Source organism: Aurantiacibacter xanthus (genome assembly GCF_003584015.1).
GTDB lineage: Bacteria > Pseudomonadota > Alphaproteobacteria > Sphingomonadales > Sphingomonadaceae > Alteraurantiacibacter > Alteraurantiacibacter xanthus.
Genome location: NZ_QXFM01000046.1, coordinates 1 through 3,853, shown reverse-complemented (window position 1 = coordinate 3,853; position 3,853 = coordinate 1). Strand labels below are relative to the sequence as shown.

The 3,853-nt window shown below is 67.9% G+C and carries 2 protein-coding genes; both read left to right on the top strand.

Features of this window, described 5'->3' with window-relative positions; translation table 11 throughout:
- Positions 1-620: efflux RND transporter periplasmic adaptor subunit (locus D2V17_RS04645; protein ID WP_147367225.1), on the top strand; the 620-nt coding region annotated here is incomplete at its 5' end.
- A 5-nt stretch (positions 621-625) separates the two neighbouring features.
- Positions 626-3,736: an efflux RND transporter permease subunit gene (locus tag D2V17_RS04640; RefSeq protein ID WP_119591957.1), complete on the top strand. Its 3,111-nt coding sequence runs from the start codon at positions 626-628 to the stop codon at positions 3,734-3,736.
- Positions 3,737-3,853: the final 117 nt, after the last annotated feature.

The following is a 3,853-nucleotide window of genomic DNA, read 5'->3' as shown; positions in this document are numbered from 1 at the left end:
CGCGGGTGACCTCGTCGGAGAACCGCCGTCTTGTCTCGCTGGCCGGGGCGGGACCGGATGGCACCATGACCCTGCGCGCGCCGATTGGCGGGCGGGTCTCGCATGTCGGGGTGGAGACGGGCGGTCCGGTCGACCTGATGAGCGCGCCCTTCGTGATCGAGGCGACCAGCCGCTACCAGCTCGACCTCGCGCTGCCCGAACGGTTGGCCCGCGCGGTGCGTCCCGGCATGGCCATCGAGGTGCGCCTGCCGCAGGACGGCGGTGACATGCTGACCGTGGGCGGGCAGATCGTCTCGGTCGCGCCCTCGATTGACCCCGCTACCCGCTCGGTGATGGCCAAGGCCAGCATCGGCGCGGCGCCGGGCCTTGTCTCGGGGCAGAACGTGATGGCCATCATCATCGGCTCCGCGAGCGAGGAGGGCGTCTCGGTGCCGAACCGTGCCGTCACCCGGATTGGCGGCGTGCCCACCGTCTTCGTGCGCAGCGGAGAGGGTTTTACCCCGCGCGCCGTGACGGTACTGGCCGAAGCGAGTGATCGCACGGTGCTGTCCGATGGGCTGAAGGCGGGCGAGGTCGTGGCCACCAGCGGCATTGCCGAACTCAAGGCAACGGCGGAGTAGGCTCGATGCTGCGCAAGCTGACCGAAAAGGCGCTCGACCTGCGCCTCGCTATCATCGCCCTTGCCGCCGTGCTCGCGGGGATCGGCGGCTGGGCCTTCGCCACCCTGCCCATCGACGCCTTCCCCGATATCAGCACCACGCAGGTGAAGATCATCCTCAAGGCCCCCGGCATGACGCCCGAGGAGGTGGAGACCCGCGTCATCACGCCCATCGAGATGGAGATGCTCGGCATTCCCGATCAGAGCGTGCTGCGCTCGGTCGCCAAATATGCGATTGCCGATATCACCATCGACTTTGCCGACGGGACCGACATCTATTGGGCGCGCCAGCAGGTCGCTGAGCGGCTGACCGCGGTAATGGCCGACCTCCCGCCCACGGTGGAGGGCGGCATGGCCCCGATCTCCACTCCGCTTTCCGACATGTACATGTTCACGCTCGAAGGCCCGCAGAGCCTTGCCGAAAAGCGCCGCGTGCTCGACTGGATCGTGCGCCCGGCGCTGCGCACGGTGCCGGGTGTGGCCGATGTCAACGCGCTTGGCGGCTATGTCGAGACCTTCGAGGTGGCGCCGGACAATGCGGCGCTGGCGGCGGCGGGCCTGAGCACCGCCGACCTTGCCGCTGCCATCGACGCGGACAACCGCAACGATGGCGCGGGCCGCCTGACCACGGGCGAGGAGGCGCTGATCGTGCGCTCCACCGGGGCGATTCGCACGCTCGACGATCTCGCCAATACGGTCGTGCGCACCGGAGCGGGCGGGGCGATCCGCATTGGCGATATCGCGCAGGTGCGCATGGGCAGTCTCACCCGCTATGGCGCCGTCACCAAGAACGGCGCGGGCGAGGCGGTGCAGGGCCTCGTCATCGGCCTGCGCGGGGCGGATGCCTCCAAGGTCGTGGCCGGGGTGAAGGAACGCCTCGCCGAGATCGAAGCGACCTTGCCCGAGGGGATGAGCGTTGCCCCCTTCTATGACCGCTCCGACCTGATCGGCAGTGCGGTCGGCACGGTGGAGGATGCCCTGCTCGAAGCGACCGTGCTGGTGGTGATCCTGCTGCTGCTGTTCCTCGGCGACGTGCGCGCCTCGGTGATCGTGGCGCTGGCCTTGCCGATGGCGGCGCTGCTGACCTTTATCTTCATGCGCTCGATAGGCCTCACGGCAAACCTGATGAGCCTTGGCGGGCTCGCCATTGCGGTGGGAATGCTGGTCGACGGGGCCGTGGTGGTGGTCGAGAACATCGTCGAGCGCCTGTCCGACGAGGACCACGCTCGGAGCAGCAAGCTGCACAACGTGTTCGTCGCCACCGCCGAGGTGGCCAAACCGGTCGCCTCGGGGCTGGCGATCATTGCCATCGTGTTCCTGCCGCTGCTGACGCTGGAGGGGCTGGAGGGCAAGCTGTTCTCGCCCGTCGCGCTCACTATCGTGCTGGCGCTGGCCTCGGCCTTGCTGCTCTCGCTGACGCTGATCCCGGTGCTGTCGTTCTATCTGCTCAAGGTGAAAACCGGCGCTCACGAGCCATGGCTGATGCGTAAACTCTCGCCCCGTTATGCGAGCGCGCTGGCGGGATCGTTTGCGCGCAAGAGGCTGGTGTTCGCCGTTGCCGGTGTGGCGTTGGGGCTGACGGCCTTTGCCTATACGGTGACCGGAAAGACCTTCCTGCCGGTGATGGACGAAGGCTCGGTGGTGATGCAGTTCTCCAAGCTGCCGTCGATCTCGCTCGACCATTCTATCGAAGGCGACCTTGCGGCGCAGCGCGCGATCATGGCCGAGGTGCCCGAGGTCGCGGCGATCATCATGCGCGTCGGCTCGGACGAGATCGGGCTCGACCCGATGGGGCTCAACGAAAGCGACGGCTTCCTCCAATTGAAGCCGCGCGAAGAGTGGCGGGTGCAGGACAAGGAGTGGCTGGTCGACCAGCTGCGCAAGGTGATGGCGCGCTTCCCCGGCATCGAGCCGAGCTTCACTCAGCCGATCGACATGCGCACCTCCGAAATGCTCACCGGCGCGCGCGGCGATCTGGCGATCAAGCTGTTCGGGCCCGATCTCAACGAGCTGTCGCGTCTCTCGGGCGAGATTCAGGCGCGGCTGGAGACGCTCGAAGGCACCAGCGAGGCGATGACCGTCGCCAACGATCTGGTCGACTATCTCCAGCTCGATATCGACCGCGTGGCCGCCGGACGGCTCGGCATGCCGGTGAGCGACCTGCAGGACATGATGCGCGCGCAGGTCGAGGGTGTGAATGCTGGCGTCGTGGCAGAAGGCGTGCGCCGCGTGCCCATCATGCTGCGCGCCGACGGCATGCGCGAGGCGAGCCCGCAGCTATTTGCCGACCAGCTTTACCGCGCACCCTCGGGCCAGCTGGTGCGGGCCAGCGATGTCGCCCGGATCACCCGCAAGGAAGGCCCGGTGAAGCTCGAACACGAGAACGGCTCGCGCTATGCGATGGTGCAAGCCTTCGTCACCGGGCGCGATCTGGTCGGCTATGTCGAGGAAGCGCGCGCCGATATCGCCGCCAACGTGCCGCTTCCTCCGGGTTACCGGCTGGTGTGGGGCGGGCAGTTCGAGAACCAGCAGCGCGCGAGCGCCCGCCTTGCGGTGGTGCTGCCGATTGCGATCCTGCTGATCTTTGCGATCCTCTACCTGACGCTCGGCTCGCTGCGCGCCTCGGTGCTGATCCTGCTGAATATCCCCTTCGCCATGGTCGGCGGGATGATCGCGCTGGCACTGTCGGGCGAATATCTGTCGGTTCCGGCCTCGGTCGGCTTTATCGCGCTGCTCGGCATCGCCGTGCTCAACGGGCTGGTGATGGTGACCTATATCCGGCAGCTGCGCGAAGGCGGGATGACGCTTGCCGAAGCGGTGCGGCGCGGGGCCGAGCGGCGCCTGCGGCCCGTGCTGATGACCGCCTCGGTCGCCGCCTTCGGGCTGGTGCCGCTGCTGTTCGCGACCGGGCCGGGCTCGGAGATCCAGAAACCGCTCGCCATCGTGGTGATCGGGGGGCTGGTCTCGGCGACGCTGCTCACGCTCATCATGTTGCCCATCCTTTACGAACGCTTCGGCGAGAGCCGCGCCGAGCGCGAGGCGGGCGATCTTGCCCAGGCCGAACGGGAGGGCCGATAACATGCGCCTCTTCACCCTGCCTTTCCTCGCGCTCGTGCTGGCCGCGCCTCTCGCCGCCGAGCCGGGTCTGCCGGACGAAGCCGCTGTTGCTAGCGCGCTGACCGACCACCCGGCGGT

Coding starts and splice junctions, on each gene's coding strand:
- D2V17_RS04640 (WP_119591957.1), top strand. CDS start 626: ATGCTGCGCAAGCTGACCGAAAAGGCGCTCGACCTGCGCCTCGCTATC.